Source organism: Paenibacillus periandrae (assembly GCF_022458865.1).
In the GTDB taxonomy this organism is placed as follows: domain Bacteria; phylum Bacillota; class Bacilli; order Paenibacillales; family NBRC-103111; genus Paenibacillus_S; species Paenibacillus_S periandrae.
In genome coordinates this window covers 193,524-209,139 of the sequence record NZ_JAJNMU010000020.1, presented here as the reverse complement: position 1 = coordinate 209,139, position 15,616 = coordinate 193,524, and the positions used below count along the sequence as shown (strand labels likewise).

Sequence of the window (15,616 nt, the reverse complement as noted above, 5' to 3'; positions counted from 1 at the left end):
AGACGAATGAAGCGGAGATGCCGCCGCCAAGCCCGATGCCGGGTAGCGAGACGGCGGATGCGGCCATGAGCATGGCCGCCAGCAGCGGCGACACGACCCCGCAGGCCGTGAGCAGCAAGGCCGTTAGCCCGGTCCCGGTAAGCGCGGCTGCTGCCGTCGGCTGACCGCCCGTCTGCATCGCGGCATACAGCAGCAGGCCGGCAACCAGGGAAATGACAGCCCCGAGCGCTCGGACCTGCGGAGAACGTCGGCTGGCCGCGTCAGCACCGGCCCCTTCCTGCTGTTCTCCCTGCTCTCTCTGGTCCCGTTGGTCCAGTCGTTCCCGATGCTCCCCCGGCCGTTCCTCTGCAACCATGTCCTCCCGAAGAGCCCCGCCGGATGTCAACGCTTTCGCTTCGCCCGACTCCTCCTGCGACGAGGACGCCTGGCTTGACTGCCGGTTCACCCGGGCAAGCCGCCGGGCCAAAATGCCGGCAAATTGAACGGCTAACGCATTATGCTCAAGCAAGATCCGGTCGAACGATTCCTTGACCAGCCTCAGCACGACCAGATCGCTTTCCGCCATCGCGGAGGCGGAGCGTGGGTCGCCCGTCAGCAAAGCCATTTCGCCGAAGTATTCCTTCTCCCCGAGGATAGCCAGAGTCGTTTTGCCGCCCGCTGTGGAGCTCAAATAAATTCTCGCCTGACCCTGCATAATGATGTACAACGAATCGCCGAACTCGCCTTCCTCGAACAATAAATCCCCTTTGCGGTAGCTGAGTTGGGTAAATTCCTGCAGCAGCGCAGCCTTATGGACCCGGGACAAGTCTGCGAACAGCGGAATATCCAGAAATATAAGCTTATTCAAGAAAACAAATCTCCTTCCAAGAACCTCGTCCGCTTGATGCCGAAAATGAAAGAGCCGAATCGTGGCTAGCGCACAGTCCGGCTCATCCGTTTTCTTTTCTTTTCCGTCGACATGCTCTTAATTATAAGCTCACTTCTCATCCTGTACATACCCCATTTGGGGTATTCCTTTCGTCTGCAGCAGGTTTAGCTTGGCTGCCATCGCGACGGCTTTTACCCGGTTGTTGACCCCCAGTTTGTCGAACACGTTGCGGACATGAACTTTGACCGTACCGGCCGACATGACCAGCCGATCCGCAATTTCTTTGTTGGACAATCCGGCGGCCACGCCCTGCAGCACATCAAGCTCGCGGTTCGTCAGAGCCGGAGCAGACCCGGGCAAAGGCTCGCGGTAAGACTCCTCCGGGTTGGAAGGCTCGAAGTATTGGGTCAGCGCATGAACTTGGCCCATTTGCAAGGCCAGCATTTGCAAAAGCGATAAGCTGTCCCCCGCAAATACGCCGGCCGTGTAGTTGTTCTCCAAATACAACACGCCCTGCAGTTCGCCCTGCATCAGGACCGGCAAACCCAGCGCAGACTTCGGCCCATGCCGGAGCATATAGAGATCAGCCTCATCGAATTGGCCCCCTCCGGCATCGCTTCGGATGACGGGCTCCCGGCTTATGGCCGCCTCACGGACGAAGGCCGGACTGACTTCGCTGCACGTGTCCAGCGGAAGAAAACCTGTCCAAAGCGATGCGTTTCGCTTCAAATCCAGCTTCATCGCCATGAAAAGCTCCCCTCCTGCGGACTTGATCCAAACGCCCTTGTCCGCTCCGGATGCCTCCAACATAATGGTCATCAATCTGGACAGCAGCTTCAGCGAATCCTTCTCTTCCGAGAACGCTTGGGACGCTCTTAGGACCGCCTCCAGATCCAGCACCTGGGCATAACTCCCCTTGGCCTCCGGATGCTTCTCCGAGGGCGTACCGGCCGGCCCGCAGCTATCCTGCCGCCCGAGCTCGAAGCCGTCCATGCGACCCTGCTCTTCATACTGCTTAAGACACGCTTCCAGATCCGCCCTAAGGCCCGCTGCGCTCCGATACCTGCGCATGACCGATTTTTCCAAAAGCTTGAGAATAATTTGCTGCAAAATAACCGGAATTTCAGGAGAGACATCGTCCATCGGCAGAGGGGCTCTGGCCACATGGGCGTGAGCCCATTCCAGCACATTCTTCGCCAGAAAGGGGAGCCTGCCGGCAAGCGTCTCGTACAGCGTCACGCCGAGCGAATACAGATCGGCGCCTGCCCCGATCCAGCCGTCCAGCTGCCTGCCGCGCTCCGGAGCCATATAAGGCGGATTGCCTTCCATCAGCGGTATGTTGCCTGTCTGGCGCCTGTCCTCGTTCATCGCGAACGCGTGTCCGAGCCCCGTCAGGTACACCTGCATTGTAGCTGGCACGACAACGACCGTTTCCGGCCGTATGTTCATATGGATAATGTTTTTTTGGTGCAGTTGTTCCAATATGGCGGTAATACCACTGGCTATCTTAAGAAAGACCCTAAGGGATACCGCTCCTGACATGGCAAAATACTTCAGCGTCACGCCATGCGCCCATTCGCTCGCCATAATTAACCGGTTGCCCTCCCTGAAGAGCGACAACGGCTTTAAAATGCCGGGGAAATCGAGACTTCCTGCGACTTCATATTCATTTATCACTTTAGCGTTTTCGATAATCGCCTTCGGGCCTTCCTTTACGATTTTCAACAGTACATCGCGGAGGTCCTTCACCGACCATGCTTGACACACCATAATAGCCGCATCTTCATAAATCACCAGACGTATGTCGTAACCGGTCGCTTTGAGCATAACAGACTCCTTTGCCAGAGAGTAAAATGAAACATTGCTGCCTATTTATTTTAACATAAATCAAACGGCAAACTCTCTGTACCTACAAAAAACATACCGCGCGCCGGCTTTTTTGCAGGGGGACGTTGGTAGGCGACCACGTTCGATTTGGCTTTGGTCACTAGGTGCATGCGGGTTTCGGAAACGAGGTGGCACGTATTCAGCCGCTCCAAGGCAGGAACCGACAAGAAATATCGATCCAAAAGCAACAGCGCTTGACCGAATTTTCGCGGCCTCGAAGCCCTGCTCAATCATCTGAACGACATGGGAAGGTGTTTCTACTTCGCTCGCGGACTTCTTCCAGCCCAGAATGGTTTGGACACCGTCTTGTAGATTCATAAACAAGGGCAAGCAGAACCACTTCCGGGAATCGCCGACCAGAATGCCAATGGCACCAAACAAATGACCAAAGATATACTCACCCTTGGCGTCATTTTCGGATTCCTGATGAAGCCTCTTGACCCCCGGCATCCGGCGACCTTCTTTGGCTTGTTTCATGCCATCGCCGACGAGGACCACACGACCCTGAATCACCAGCAAAGGCGCATGCTGGCGAACCACCTGAAGCCACCTCTGCCACAACAATGAGGTGAGCCAAGCAGAAGAACGGAAGAAGTGAGTCAGTGTTTCGTAACAGCGGGCATTCAGCGAGAGATCCCGAATCACGGAAGTCACACCTAGATGGTCGGAGCGCAGCATGAAGCCGACGATCAGAACAACAAACCACTTGAAACTGGCTTGTCTGGAGAAGCACGAACGGAAGGGAAGTAATAGGTTGTTCATATATTTGAGCATAGGTATGTTCAATCGTCTGTAAATAGGGTAAACTGCTTGTTGTAACCCATTTGGCGATTATTCCTTTCGTGTGAGAACTAATGGATACCATAGTTCGCTCAATTGGGTTATTTTTCTATGCGTCGATTTTTCGACAAGAACTTTTTACTGTCAAGTATATGTACTGATATCATATTGCTTCCAAGTGTCAAATTACCGTTGACAATGATATCAACAGCCAACCCACGAACCGTACCGCATATCTTCACTTGTCGACGCGTTAAGCGATGCACTATTGAGCGTGCCTTGTCAAAGCCAACAAAGCCGCGGTCAAAGGAAAATATCAAGAGGCACAAACATCGCTCTCCCCGATTTCCTATTGGGAAGAGAGAGGGCTGAATAGTTTGCTTTCCATGTAGCCACATCTTTTATTTTCAATCCAAGCCGAACGAATCCACCTCAGAAGCCTTGACGTTGATTAGAATTGCTGGCAAAGCATTAATGTCTTCAATGTCTTGATCTCCGGATATTGATTAATTACATTATAAACCTGCTCATAATCCTCCCGTCGGCCATCGCTGTGATAATCACTGGATGATCCCGAGCCTCCTGCGCGGTGATATGCTCCCCTTAAAGTAGACAGGTTTAAAAAATAAACCACTACTCGAAGGGGAGCTTTTTGTGTCTAAGAAGAATGAACAAAACGTTTCAGAAAAGCTTGCCATCATGCACCGGCACTCATCTTATCATGAAGTTCAAAAGATGGACCACTCATAGCTATAAGCTTTCCTGAACCTCCAGTTGAACTGGGGGTTTTCTTATACAAAAAGCCGCCGTTTTTTTCCTCGGCGGCAGTATATATGCTATTCGCGTTCTCGGAGAAGATTGCGCAATCTTGGATCGATTAGCCACAGCGCCCCCCAAGCCAGTATGGCGACATAGACGGGAAACAGCAGATGAGACCACAACGGATTATCCAACCTGAGATGTGCAGCCACCGCGCCTCCTAAGTAACCCGTGAGCAGTAGCGCCCCCAGGAACCGAGTTCGCGGAATGGCATACAGCACGGTGCAGAGCAATACTAATACACCCAACGTTGCAAGATGGTGCTCCGCGAATCCGAGCGTGACCGTGCCTTCTACCACTTGTACGGGCTTGGCGAATTTCCCGATCCCATCGAACAGCATGAACAGAATAACAATCCCGCTCATGGCACGCGCTGTCCATAGCCTCGCATTAGAGATTTCTTTTACTGGCGGTGTCCCCGTTTTCATATTCGTCTCGATCATCGGGATTCCTCCGTATATTTCTTGAAATTATCCAAAATCGCCTGCCATCCCGACTGCTGCATTTCAATGGAATGCGTGCTTTCCGCGTCAAATATTTCAATCACCTTGGTTTCGTTTCCTTGATTCAGGAAGGAGATCTCAACCGTTCTCCCGTCTTCCATTGTGTATGAAATCTGCTCATGCAGCTTCACGACGTCGTATGTTCCAAAGAAGTCAAACCCCATGCTCCCGTCTTTTGCTTCCATTCGGGTAAGGAATTTGCCTCCAACCCGCAGATCATTCTCCGCCTTCGGTGCGTGCCACGACTCCGAAGCTTGATTCCACTTCGTGATGTGTTCCGGCTCGGACCAGTACCTCCATACCTTCTCTACTGGCGCTTGAATGACGACTTGTACGGTAACTTTCGTCGATTGATTCGTTTCCATTGTAATAACATCCTCTCTTGTTTTTAGTTTTCACTTCTATAGACGAAACCAACCGACGAAATTCATCGGTCCAATCGATCCGGAAGTCCGAAACGGGCAAATAATTTTCGATTGATGAAATTTTGGACGTGGAATACTTTGTTGTTTTTCACTTCTAAGAGGTGAATCCCCCCAAGGGACCAAGCCGTCCTCTTCCCTGCTCCACATATACTGCGCTAACGCAGGAAAACCGCCATTCGCCGTAACCGGCACAAACCGGGATCCCTCGCAATGCCAACGCGTAAGCGTCAAGAACTTGAACAAATCATCCTTGCCGCGCACCCACATAGGGAAAGGCGGCATGGACATCCGACCTTCTTCATGAAACAAGGCAACCAGGGCATGGATATCGAATTGCTCGAAGGCTTCCACATAACGCGACAACAATTCCTGATCAGGTGCCTCTTCGCTCCTATTGAATTCATCGGAACGGAGTTGTTCCCGCTCCAACGTATCTCTGGCTCTCTGCAGAGCGCTGTTTACCGCTGCCGACGACATGCCTAACGTCTCTGCGATCTGCTTAGAAGGCCACTCGAATACATCCTTTAGAATCATCACCGCACGTTGACGGGGAGGCAAGAGCTGTAAAAGTGTAATAAAACAGATATGCAGCGTATCTTTACGGATGAAAATATCTTCCGGATTATTCGAAAATTCAGGGGCTGGCCAAATCCAAGATGAGTCAGGAAGCGTCTCGCGAGGTTCGACAATGGATTCCGCTGGGCCGGAGAAGTCTACGGGGCGAATGCGGCGCTTCGTTTGTCTTAGCTTGTCCAGGCATATATTTGAAGCGATCCGATAGACCCACGTTTTAAACGAGGATTCCTGTCGGAAGGAGCTCCAGCCTTGCCAGACGCGGATGAAGGTTTCCTGCACGGCATCGTCTGCGTCATCGATTGACCCTAGCATCCTATAACAGAACGAGGTTAACCCCGGCTTCAACTCGTCAAATAACTGAAGTTCTGGTGCGGTTACTTTCATTGCGGTGTCCACCCTTCATCGAACGAATTCTTCAATACTATAATACCTATAGAAGAATTCGTTTGTATATAAAAAAAGAGTAGCGCGACCAGATGGTGGGCAACTCTTTCTTCGTGAGGTATGGTTTACATCTCCGTGTAGATCTGGAAGGTCACGCCGTCGCCGAATCCAGGGCAGAAGGATTCCTCTTCCTCCTGTAACGGCATATTGACATGGTCGTCTTGCTGCAGAGCATCGAAGATTCGATTTGACTTCTCAATCACGTTCTACGTAATGCAGATCGTCACCCGTTTCCCGGTTTCGATCGGCGAACTCCAGGGCGCATCCGAGAACATCAAAGTGTCAAATATGTTGTGACTTTACTGTTTAAAACTATAGGAACAAAGAAAATGGCTCGATATGATATGCTGACTGTATTCCAAATTCCATAACGCTAAGAGATAACAATGAAATTAATTTTTCCAAATCCCGCATTGACACTATCCCGTTAGCCGTCCATGCAGCGTAAGACCAGCGCTGCACCACAGAGGATGAAAATGAATGAAATCCGTCAATACTCCTACTACGGCTGGGTGAGGAAGGTCGATCAACTATGGTGCCTTAGAGCCCATCCGTTAGTCTGACTCCACCGACCACGGTGCATCACAGAATGTCGCTCCTTCGGGAAGCACTCATGGTAGATTAATCCTATTTTGGTTGTTGCACCAGCCCCCAATATTCAAGCCGTAGAAAGGACAATTTCAATGGATATACTCATTGAGCGCGCATGTAGTATGGATGTTCATAAGGATTCCATTACTGCATGTACAATGACACCCGAAGGAAAGGAGATTCAAACGTTCTCTACTAAAACCGTATTTCTACTCCAGTTAATTGACTGGATTAAAAAGCATGGTTGCACCCATGTAGCGATGGAGAGTACAGGCGTATTCTGGAAGCCAATTGTTAACCTATTAGAAGCTGAAGATATTGAATTTTTAGTTGTAAATGCTCAGCATATGAAAGCTCTACCAGGACGGAAAACAGATGTCAAAGATGCCGAATGGATTGCCCAACTTCTTCGTCATGGGCTACTGAAGGCCAGCTTCATTCCAAACCGAAATCAACGAGAACTACGCGAATTAGTTCGGTACCGCCGTAGTATCATCGAAGAACGAGCTAGGCAACACAATCGAATCCAAAAAGTATTAGAAGGAGCAAACATCAAGCTTGGCTCTGTGGTTACTTGCTAATAATTTGCCATGCTGCTTTCCATGCTGCTTCCTCCGTGTCGCGTACCAGCACCTGGGCCCTCATTCCGTAACGCGGGCGCCGTTTGACCCCAGTCTGCTCGCTTAGTTGCCCCCTTACATGCTCAAGCTCCTTAATTTGCTCTTCAACCCATTCCAGAGGCTCAGCCCAAAACAGGTAAACATCGGCAAATTCGGCAGCAACCTTCCTCGCAGCAGGTGAACTTCCGGCAAAATAAATAGGCGGATGTGGTGATTGGACAGGAGGAGGAAAACTGGCAGCTTCTTCAAGCTCGTAATACGTTCCTTTAAAATTCATCTTTTGTTGGCCCTGATCGGTTTCAGTATCAGCCATGATAGACTGGTATTCGATCCTTGAGTTTTCCCAGACGCCTTTTATGATTTGCAAAAACTCCACTGTGCGTTCATATCTTTCGTCATGTGCGTTTGCCAGCGGATCGCCAGTAGCCTTAAGGTCATTTGTTGCACCTCCTTTCACGATATTGAGCAAAGCTCTGCCATTGGAAATGTAGTCGAGAGATGCCGCCATTCTTGCAGCTAGCACCGGAGCTATCAAACACGTCCGGACAGCAATGAGCGGCTTTAAGATTTTCGTATGAGAGGTGATTGCCGAACTCAGCACCACGCATCGATGCAATTCCCTCCTGTCGGCACAAGTGCGAAGGTAAATCCGGCTTGTTCGGCAGTCTGTGCAACTTTTATTAAATAATCAATCGTAGGTTCTCTCTCTGGCTTGACCCCCAGATAACTCCCATCCCCTGTTGAGGGAATATACCAGCCAAATTCGATATCATCCGATGATAGCTCTTCCATACAGATCCCTATTCCCCCTTATGAACTTATATCCCTTATTACTTATTGGATTAATCAGATTTATTACCGTTATACTAACTTAAAATCTTCCATTTGAATAATTCAAAAAAATCATAGACCCTTCAAAATTTTTGAACAGTCCTTTGGGAAGGTAATTCAAAACTTAATTATTCGTTCGAACGCAAAAAAACTCCAAATCAGCTAATTAAGCCGGATTGGAGTTGCGATTATAATGATAGCCAACAGGTCGGAGCTACGCAGATAAACCCTCTTTGAGAGCGGTAATCAGATTGATACCGGCTTTACCGAGTATTTTGGTTTCAGGCTTGGTCAAAAGACCTGTAGTTAACCCTGAATTCAGGTCCTTCATCGGCTTGATTACCGTACCCTTCGGCACTGGGTCCACTGTCAGAGAGGGGACGACAGCTATTCCGAATTGCTCCTGGACATAAAATTTAAGCGCAGACATACTGCTAATTTCCATGACATAATAAGGGTGCACATTATTTTCGAGCAGGGAGCTCTCTATCCGGTTGCGGTAGGAGCATGTTTTGTTCGGAAGCAGCAGGCGCTCTCCCTGCAGATCTTTCAATAATAATTCCTGCTTATTCGCAAGGCGATGGGATTCTGGAAGCAGAAGGGTGAGCTGTTCAGCATATAGCGCTTCAAATCTTGCCTCAGGTGATGGTTCTGGTGTTGTGCATATCACAATATCCAGTTGGCCAACTGCCAGCATATCGCTCAATAAGCCTGTTGGGCCTACTTGAATGCTAACCTGTACATCCGGGTAGCGGTCTTGAAACGGGACCAATAGTTTGGGCAGGCGATAGCTGGCAACAGGCTCCACTGCACCTAAACGGATAAGTCCCGCTAATCCTTGGTGCCAATCCTCCATCATGATGCGCAAATACTCATAATCATCAAGAATAGAAGCTGATTTTTCCAAAAATAATTGCCCCGCTTCTGTCAATCGTGTAACTTTGCCTCTCTCAAAAAGTCTTATGCCCATATCCGATTCCAATTTTTGAATCTGCATGGTTATGGTAGACTGGACATACTGGAGCTCTTCTGCAGCACGAATGAAACTCCCATGTTTCACAATGGTTTGAAAAGTCTTTATAGGTTGAAGATCCAAATTATCACGCCCCTTAATCTATAAATCTCATTATTCATATAGGAATTATTATAACATGAACAAAGTCACTAGCGTTGCATTAATTTTCTCAGAATCTTCATAATTTTCGGTCTTTCTATCGTCAAAGCAAAAAAATAATCCTTTACAATGAAATGGCAGGTAATACCTGTCCACAATCCATCGAAAAGGATTAAGCCCATGGACAAGAGCTTATTGTGATCAAGCCACGTATGCAGATGTATATTGATGTGTCGCTGAGGATCAAGGAGATTTATGAATACAAATGTTTTCAGCTCAATTGACCTTAATCACGCATTCTAGCCACGAACGAACAGCCAAATTGCCGTGCTGTGTATCCAATATTCTCATAGCTACTTCAAAAGGTCGCTTCTTAATAATGCTTAAGAGGCGACCTTTTTGAAATTTAACAAACCATATTTGGGATAATTATGCTGTGACGCTATAGGTTTCGCTCTAAGAAAACCGGAAGGCTCGACATTCAGATATTAGCTCTAATGTTATTTGCTTCTCTAATGAACACACGATATCCGTAAGCTGGAAGACACAAACTTTGTTCTACCGGAGTTCCCTCCAGATCGGTGACAATCTCTTTCAATAGGATACTTTGCTCTTGATTGGTGAAATTATGAAGGAAGATGAAGTCTCGATCGCCATCCGTACGGACCTGTGCATTGACACCTTCATCCCAATCTGCCCGAAGTGCACGGCCCAATCTGCAACGACCCGCCAGCGTGCGATAAAAGTCGTCCAGAAACGAAGACTCAGTTCGAGCCGCCATATAGTAAACTTCCCCATCTATAAATCGGTTTACGGTCAATGCGGGATACCCTTGATAGAAATCCTCTTGGTATTCTGCAAGAACTTTCGCCGTCTCGACATGAATCAGATCACACATCAAAGATACCGAATATGTTCCCGATAAGCCTTCCAATGCGTTCTCCTTCATAACGAGTGAATTGTAATCTTCTGGATACAGAGCATCAAGTTCTTCTGACCATACCCCAGCTAGCTTACGAAGCGGTCCTGGAAAGCCGCCCAGGAAACAGAGATCATTCTCGTCGACAATTCCGCTCCAATACGTTAGGACAAGCGTACCCCCTGAGCGGACAAATGTCTCAAATCGTTCTGCCGCCCCCTGCTTCAACATGTACAGCATCGGAGCAATCACGAGCTTGTAGCCCTCAAGTGAACGATCCATGGATATAATGTCTACAGGAATACCTTGCTTCCAGAATGGCTCATAATGGCGGAACACTTCCCCATCGTAGCTAAGATTCGGTTTTCTCGGCCCTGCTGCTCCTTCTACCGCCCATTTATTTTCAGTATCGTAAATGAGTGCGGTTTCCGCCCGAATATTTGTACCGTTAACAGGCTGTAGTCGTTCCAGATAAGCACCTAATTCTGCAACATCGCTAAAAACTCTCGTATGCTCGTGTGCGCTATGGTCCACAACAGCGCCGTGGAACTTCTCCGAGCTTCCTCTGCTCTTACGCCACTGGAAGTATTGAACGGAATCAGAGCCGTGAGCCACAGCTTGTATAGAGGACAGCGCATGCATGCCGGGTCGCTTTAGCTTGGCAACCTCCTGCCAGTTTGCCAGGCTCGGTGTGCATTCCATCAGCAGAAAAGGTTTATCTGGCTTGAACGAACGATAACGGTCGTGGGTGAACGCTGCATGGCATGCCGTCCGCCAGTCAGGATTCTTGCTGTGCCAATACGGATAGCTGTCCCACGAAACAATATCCACATGCTCGGCCATTCGTTCATAATTGATGTTGCATCCGCCCAAGAAATTCGTCGTGACAGGAATATCAGGGGAAAGCCGCTTCAGAGGCGCAATCTCTTGAAGCATGAAATCAATGCTCTGATCAGTGACAAACCGTTTCCAATCCAGCTGTAAGCCGTGCAACATATGTTCCCCAATAGGGGACGGTGACTCAATTTCTTTCCAGTCTGTATAGTTGTGGCTCCAAAAGGTCGTATACCACGCCTGGTTCAAACTGTCTAAATCGTCGTTGTATTTCTTCCTCAACCATTCACGAAATGCCGCCTGGCATAAATCGCAGTGGCATTCCCCATTGTATTCGTTGGAGATGTGCCAAAGCAGCAAATCGGGATGTTTGCCGTAACGTTCCGCCATCAATGTATTGATAATCCTGACTTTCTCTCGATATATAGGCGACGTATAACAATGGTTATGCCGGGTTCCATACAAATTGCGCACACGTTCCGGTCTGACCCGAAGCACCTCCGGGTATTTAGAGGCCAGCCATGCCGGCCGCGCCCCGCTTGGCGTACCCAGAATGAAAGAGATGCCGTTGAGAGTCAGCTTATCGATGATTCCGTCAAGCCATCCGAATTCGAATTGTCCTTCATTCGGTTCCAGACTGGACCAGGAGAACATGCCCATGGTCATGACATTGCACTTTGCTAGATGCATCAAACGTATATCTTCATCCCAGACTTCGGGCATATGGATCCACTGCTCGGGGTTATAATCCGCCCCGTGCAGCATCCGATCCAATTGCGGAAAAAGTTGCTTACGCTGACTCATTTGCATATCCCTCCTTTAATGACATCGAATTTCAAAGATTCGAGCATGATCCAGCCCATTGGTACCCAGAACCTCCAGCCGAAGCTTACGCACCTTCTCCAACTGAACTTGACATGTAACTTGCCGCTGATAATTATCCTGGACGTGCATCACTAGAAAGCCTTCTTCGTATGAATCCTCTAAATAAGCCATTATCCGAAACTCCTTTATGGTTTCCGGCTGCGGCCCCCATATGTTTTGTTGGTGCAGGTTGTCATCATGTGTCAGTGTTAGCCTTCGATGCATGCCCGTATCAAGTACGATGGTGATATCGCGGATAGATACTGGTTCTTTCCACTCCAGCTCAATCCAAGGCTCCCGATCTTCCGGCTGTGCCATCCAGCGGTGGGTGCCACGAACAGCTAGACTCGGTCTTACCCCTCTCGATCCATGTATGGAACGGGTATGTCCGTCAATGACATTTGAAGCTACGCCCTCCGGCTGCTCAGATGATGCCCGGACAGTAGCCTGGCTGGCCAGATTGGGATCCGCCTGAATGCCAGGCAAATAGGCATCCTGTTTGATCAGCAACTGCTGCGTATTTCGGACCAACTCTGGATCACGCCATGCTTGATCCATTGTGATCCCATTGCAAATCGCAAGCGCTGCGAACGTTCCTGCCCCCTGACCCATTACACCGCATGTTGCCATAACACGGGTACTTGAAAAAGCAATATGTGTAGCGGATATATTCCGTCCTACAAACATCAGATTTTCCACATTGGCGCTAATCAAGGCTCTCAGCGGGATACCATATATATAATTGGTAACCGGCTGACTGCAAGGATCCTGGTCTTTTGCTTCGATCCCCTGCGGAGGATGCGTATCCATCGGCCACCCGCCATACGCTATCACATCCTCAAAATGGACAGCTTCTTCCAGATCCGATTGCGTAAGGAGATGTTTGCCGATAAATCGGCGAGACTCCCGTTTACCGGGGACAAAGCCGAACCAATCCAAAGCCCAATTCTCCGACTCCGGATGGTTTCCACTGTTCTTGATATGATCCCAGACGCCCATCATAATAGCAAGCAATTCATCGCGGATCGTTTCGTTATCGGCAATCGTATCCAGCAAACCGCCGAACTCCACCCACCAATAACCGTATTCCCATGAGGAGTGGTCACGGAACTTTAAATCCGCTTCTGTATACTTTTTCGCCCATGAGGGTGGGATATACTTCATCGGTTTGCCCATATTCCGGGTTGTAAACAGCAGTGAAGAACCGAGACGGTACGTATCAGCTTCTTCTCCTGCATGGGATTCCCCATATTGTTTGGAGGACTCCCGGCCTGTCTTGAACAACGCACCCGCTTCTTTACCGAGACGCCCATCTCCTGTACAGTCCATGAAGATACTGGCGAAGATTTCGAAATAATGCTCCGTGCTTTCCCTTGCAGCCAGTACAGACAGAATACGGCAGTCCTCCATCCGCACTCCAGTGACTGCCGTATTGAGCATTAATGTCAGGTTCGGTTCCGCTCTGCACTTTTCATATAAAATGAGATCGAACATCGATGCACTTCGCTGTGGATTGCGAATGCCACATTCAAGCAGAATTTCTTCAAGTATGCCGCCTTCTCTCGCTTCCGTCTCCAAATCCTGCTTCCGTTTGGAATTTGCTGCCCCAACGATATGCATGCGAATCTCGGAAGAAGCATTACCGCCCAATACAGGCCGATCCTGACATATGATCACCTTTGCACCATTACGAGCAGCTGCCAATGCAGCTACTACGCCAGAAATCCCACCTCCTGCAACTAGTATGTCTGTACGCAATTGCATGTGAACTCCCCCTTATCAACCTTTTATCGCTCCTAATAGCATCCCCTTGGTAAAATGTTTCTGTAGAAATGGGTACAGGACAATAATTGGCAAAGATGCCATGATCACAGACGCCATCTGCAACGTTTCTGTAGGCATCAAGTTTTCAGCATTTTCCAAAGGTTGCTGCGTCTGAACCAGAATTTCCCTAACAATCACTTGCAATGGGAACCAGTTTCTATCCGTCATATACATGATGGCTTGAAAAAACTCATTCCAATGACCAACGGTATAAAACAAGCCGATTGTCATTAAGGATGGCACCGACAAAGGTACAACAATCTGTGTCAAGATACGCATCTCCTTGGCTCCATCCATCCGGGCGGATTCGAACAATTCCTCCGGTAAGTTTTCAAAGAAACTTTTCATAATGAGAATGTTGAACGTCCATATTGCACTAGGCAATATCATGGACCAGATAGAGTTAAGTAATCCTATATTCTTCACGACAATATAAGTAGGAATCAATCCTCCGTTGAACAACATCGTAAAGACAACCATAAAAAGAAAGAGACTGCGGCCAGGTAACTTCTTCCGGCTAAGCGGATACGCCATGAGAAGCGTCAGAACCAAATTAACTGTGGTTCCTATAACGGTCAACAAGGCAGTCACCCACATCGAACGTGGGATTCCTGTTGTCGTAAACAGTTCCTTGTACGCAGTTAGATCAATTTTTCCCGGAATGAGTACGAATCCTCCGTTTTTCAGTACTTCGGAGATTGGGGTAATCGATACAGAAACCACATACATGACCGGAATGATTGCGGCCAAGCCAGCCAAGCCCAATATTACCAGTACTGCTCCGTCAAATAACTTATCATTCCAGTGTTTTACCATATGCTCTCCCCCCAACGCTTCGCAAGCTTGTTAGATAGCAGAATTAGTACCAAACCCACAAATGATTTGAGTAAACCGGCAGCGGCAGCCAGACTGAAGTTCAATTTCTGCAGCCCCGTTCGGAAAACCCAAGTGTCCAAAATATCCGCAACCGGGTATACCTGAACATTGTATAGAATGTAAATTTGATCAAATCCCGCATCCAGAATGTGCCCAAGCTTCAAAATTAGAAGCATGACGATAACTGATCGGATCCCGGGCAACGTTATATGCCATATCATTCGAAACCTTCCTGCCCCATCGACCTTAGCGGCTTCGTAAAGCGTAGGATCAATGCCTGTCATTGCAGCCAGATAAATGATTGCGCCCCAGCCCAAGTCTTTCCAAATCTCAGAACTAACAAGCACACTCCGAAATATTTCCGTTGAGGTAAGGAAATTGATTGGAGTACCTCCCGAATCTTTAATCCAATGGTTTACTAGGCCCGAGCTTTCGGACAAAAACGCAAGGAGAATCCCGTAAATAATCACCCAGGAAAAAAAGTGAGGCATATAGGTTAACGTTTGTATGAAAGACTTAAACCAACGGACCCGGCATTCATTAAGCAGAATTGCAAAAAGAATTGGAGGCACGATACCGAAAATCATTTTATAGAAACTAATAATAAACGTATTGGACATGACCTGTATAAAATAAGGTGATTCATAGAACATTTTGAAATATTTGTACCAAGGATCTGCCCATCCACTGAACAGGATACCGTCCGAGAAATTAAAATCTTTGAATGCAATAATAATTCCATACATAGGGATATACTTAAAAATAATGTAGTAAATGATTCCCGGCAGCAGCATGAAATAGAGGGATCGATAGCTCCAAATCACTTTTCTAAGTTGTTTTA

The 15,616-nt window shown here is 48.3% G+C and carries 14 protein-coding genes and 1 pseudogene; 1 reads left to right on the top strand and 14 read right to left on the bottom strand.

The window, feature by feature from the left end; genetic code table 11:
* The 7 genes from LRL21_RS30645 to LRL21_RS46930 all read right to left on the bottom strand — a co-directional run.
* A partial coding sequence (locus tag LRL21_RS30645) for a cyclic nucleotide-binding domain-containing protein (protein WP_240419554.1) occupies window positions 1-847 on the bottom strand: 847 nt, incomplete at its 3' end.
* A 129-nt stretch (window positions 848-976) separates the two neighbouring features.
* Window positions 977-2,695 carry a protein kinase domain-containing protein gene (locus LRL21_RS30640; RefSeq protein WP_240419551.1) on the bottom strand — a complete coding sequence of 573 codons (1,719 nt, stop codon included), beginning with the start codon at window positions 2,693-2,695 and terminating at the stop codon, window positions 977-979.
* 60 nt (window positions 2,696-2,755) lie between these two features.
* Window positions 2,756-3,529, bottom strand: coding sequence for a transposase (locus LRL21_RS30635; RefSeq protein ID WP_240419549.1), 774 nt, complete (start codon window positions 3,527-3,529; stop codon window positions 2,756-2,758).
* Between the two features lie 842 nt (window positions 3,530-4,371).
* Entirely contained in the window at window positions 4,372-4,797 is a 426-nt protein-coding gene (locus tag LRL21_RS30630; protein WP_240419547.1) for a DoxX family protein, read from the bottom strand.
* Window positions 4,794-5,222 carry an SRPBCC family protein gene (locus LRL21_RS30625; protein ID WP_240419545.1) on the bottom strand — a complete coding sequence of 143 codons (429 nt, stop codon included), beginning with the start codon at window positions 5,220-5,222 and terminating at the stop codon, window positions 4,794-4,796. The genes LRL21_RS30630 and LRL21_RS30625 overlap by 4 nt, the downstream gene beginning before the upstream one ends.
* A 36-nt stretch (window positions 5,223-5,258) precedes the next feature.
* Window positions 5,259-6,242 (bottom strand): RNA polymerase subunit sigma-70, encoded by a 984-nt coding sequence (locus LRL21_RS30620; protein WP_240419543.1) that lies wholly within the window; start codon window positions 6,240-6,242, stop codon window positions 5,259-5,261.
* 125 nt (window positions 6,243-6,367) lie between these two features.
* Window positions 6,368-6,505, bottom strand: a complete 138-nt coding sequence (locus tag LRL21_RS46930; RefSeq protein ID WP_420832507.1) for a hypothetical protein — start codon at window positions 6,503-6,505, stop codon at window positions 6,368-6,370.
* Window positions 6,506-6,985: 480 nt separating this feature from the next.
* On the opposite strand from LRL21_RS46930, the pseudogene LRL21_RS30610 reads away from it, so the two are divergent.
* Window positions 6,986-7,468, top strand: a pseudogene (locus LRL21_RS30610) (IS110 family RNA-guided transposase); the annotation flags it as partial.
* On the opposite strand, the gene LRL21_RS30605 reads toward LRL21_RS30610, so the two are convergent.
* From LRL21_RS30605 to LRL21_RS30580, 7 genes are all read right to left on the bottom strand, one after another.
* Window positions 7,464-8,114 carry an LLM class flavin-dependent oxidoreductase gene (locus LRL21_RS30605; RefSeq protein WP_338044702.1) on the bottom strand — a complete coding sequence of 217 codons (651 nt, stop codon included), beginning with the start codon at window positions 8,112-8,114 and terminating at the stop codon, window positions 7,464-7,466. The pseudogene LRL21_RS30610 and the gene LRL21_RS30605 sit on opposite strands and share 5 nt — an antisense overlap.
* A complete protein-coding gene (locus LRL21_RS46425) occupies window positions 8,108-8,305 on the bottom strand; it encodes an LLM class oxidoreductase (protein WP_338044699.1) in 198 nt (65 codons plus the stop codon). Before LRL21_RS46425 ends, LRL21_RS30605 begins: the two co-directional genes overlap by 7 nt.
* A 253-nt stretch (window positions 8,306-8,558) precedes the next feature.
* Complete coding sequence (locus LRL21_RS30600) at window positions 8,559-9,440, bottom strand: LysR family transcriptional regulator (protein ID WP_275900972.1); 882 nt, start codon at window positions 9,438-9,440, stop codon at window positions 8,559-8,561.
* Window positions 9,441-9,939: 499 nt separating this feature from the next.
* A complete protein-coding gene (locus tag LRL21_RS30595) occupies window positions 9,940-12,015 on the bottom strand; it encodes a beta-galactosidase (protein ID WP_240419541.1) in 2,076 nt (691 codons plus the stop codon).
* A 15-nt stretch (window positions 12,016-12,030) separates the two neighbouring features.
* Entirely contained in the window at window positions 12,031-13,839 is a 1,809-nt protein-coding gene (locus tag LRL21_RS30590; RefSeq protein WP_240419540.1) for an FAD-dependent oxidoreductase, read from the bottom strand.
* Between the two features lie 15 nt (window positions 13,840-13,854).
* Window positions 13,855-14,715, bottom strand: coding sequence for a carbohydrate ABC transporter permease (locus tag LRL21_RS30585; RefSeq protein WP_240419539.1), 861 nt, complete (start codon window positions 14,713-14,715; stop codon window positions 13,855-13,857).
* Window positions 14,709-15,569, bottom strand: a complete 861-nt coding sequence (locus LRL21_RS30580) for an ABC transporter permease (protein ID WP_240419578.1) — start codon at window positions 15,567-15,569, stop codon at window positions 14,709-14,711. The genes LRL21_RS30585 and LRL21_RS30580 overlap by 7 nt, the downstream gene beginning before the upstream one ends.
* Window positions 15,570-15,616: the final 47 nt, after the last annotated feature.

What these genes read in the sequence shown, in the direction of transcription:
- LRL21_RS30640 (WP_240419551.1), bottom strand. Translation starts at nt 2,695, where the DNA reads ATGCTCAAAGCGACCGGTTACGACATACGTCTGGTGATTTATGAAGAT.
- LRL21_RS30635 (WP_240419549.1), bottom strand. Translation starts at nt 3,529, where the DNA reads ATGCTCAAATATATGAACAACCTATTACTTCCCTTCCGTTCGTGCTTC.
- LRL21_RS30630 (WP_240419547.1), bottom strand. Translation starts at nt 4,797, where the DNA reads ATGATCGAGACGAATATGAAAACGGGGACACCGCCAGTAAAAGAAATC.
- LRL21_RS30625 (WP_240419545.1), bottom strand. Translation starts at nt 5,222, where the DNA reads ATGGAAACGAATCAATCGACGAAAGTTACCGTACAAGTCGTCATTCAA.
- LRL21_RS30620 (WP_240419543.1), bottom strand. Translation starts at nt 6,242, where the DNA reads ATGAAAGTAACCGCACCAGAACTTCAGTTATTTGACGAGTTGAAGCCG.
- LRL21_RS46425 (WP_338044699.1), bottom strand. Translation starts at nt 8,305, where the DNA reads ATGGAAGAGCTATCATCGGATGATATCGAATTTGGCTGGTATATTCCC.
- LRL21_RS30595 (WP_240419541.1), bottom strand. Translation starts at nt 12,015, where the DNA reads ATGAGTCAGCGTAAGCAACTTTTTCCGCAATTGGATCGGATGCTGCAC.
- LRL21_RS30590 (WP_240419540.1), bottom strand. Translation starts at nt 13,839, where the DNA reads ATGCAATTGCGTACAGACATACTAGTTGCAGGAGGTGGGATTTCTGGC.
- LRL21_RS30585 (WP_240419539.1), bottom strand. Translation starts at nt 14,715, where the DNA reads ATGGTAAAACACTGGAATGATAAGTTATTTGACGGAGCAGTACTGGTA.
- LRL21_RS30580 (WP_240419578.1), bottom strand. Translation starts at nt 15,569, where the DNA reads ATGCTGCTGCCGGGAATCATTTACTACATTATTTTTAAGTATATCCCT.